The sequence below is a fragment of the Bacillus gaemokensis genome, assembly GCF_001590835.1.
GTDB classification, from domain to species: Bacteria; Bacillota; Bacilli; order Bacillales; family Bacillaceae_G; genus Bacillus_A; species Bacillus_A gaemokensis.
In genome coordinates this window covers 1-775 of the sequence record NZ_LTAQ01000062.1, presented here as the reverse complement: position 1 = coordinate 775, position 775 = coordinate 1, and the positions used below count along the sequence as shown (strand labels likewise).

Below are 775 nucleotides of genomic sequence, written 5' to 3'. Positions count from 1 at the left end.
CACACCAAGTGATATTATTTTCAAAGGGATGACGATTGAAGCATTAGATCGTGTTGTACAGGAAACGCAACATATAGGCGAAATTGAAAATGTGTATCCATTAACTCCAATGCAGAAGGGTATGTTATTTCACAGCTTGTTGAACTCACAATCGGAAGCTTATTTTGAACAAGCAAGGTTCGATATACAGGGAAATATGAATATAGAGTCATTTGCTCAAAGTTTGGAGCAATTGGTGCAAAGACATGCCATATTCCGAACTAACTTTATGAGTACTTGGAATGATGAGCCGTTACAAGTTGTATACCGAAATAGAAAAATCGACTTTCATTATGAAGATCTTCATGAAATAGAAGAGCCATCACGTGAAGAGTGGATAAAGGTGTATATGAGTGAAGATAGAGAAAGAGGATTTAATCTTGCTGAAGATGCATTAATGCGTATGACGATCTTACGCACCGAGGAGCAAACGTATCGTGTTATTTGGAGTTTCCACCATATCTTAATGGATGGTTGGTGTATCCCATTGGTGACACAGGAAATCTTCGAAACTTACTATGCTATTCAGGAACAAAGAGAGCCTAAGTTATCTGTAGTAACGCCATATAGTAACTATATTGAATGGTTAGAAGCACAAAATCATGAAGAGTCTTCTAAATATTGGAATGATTATTTAGATGGGTATGAAGGGCAAACACTGTTGCCAAAAGTTACTTCTAGTAGAGAGAATGAAAACTATATTTCAGGTAACTTGGTTTGGAACCTTGGTAAAGAA

Annotated in this window: 1 protein-coding gene; it reads left to right on the top strand. The window is 36.6% G+C overall.

The genetic code is table 11. The features are described 5' to 3' along the window. Positions 1–775 (top strand): condensation domain-containing protein (locus AZF08_RS24890; RefSeq protein WP_235604089.1); only part of this gene is annotated, 775 nt, incomplete at both ends.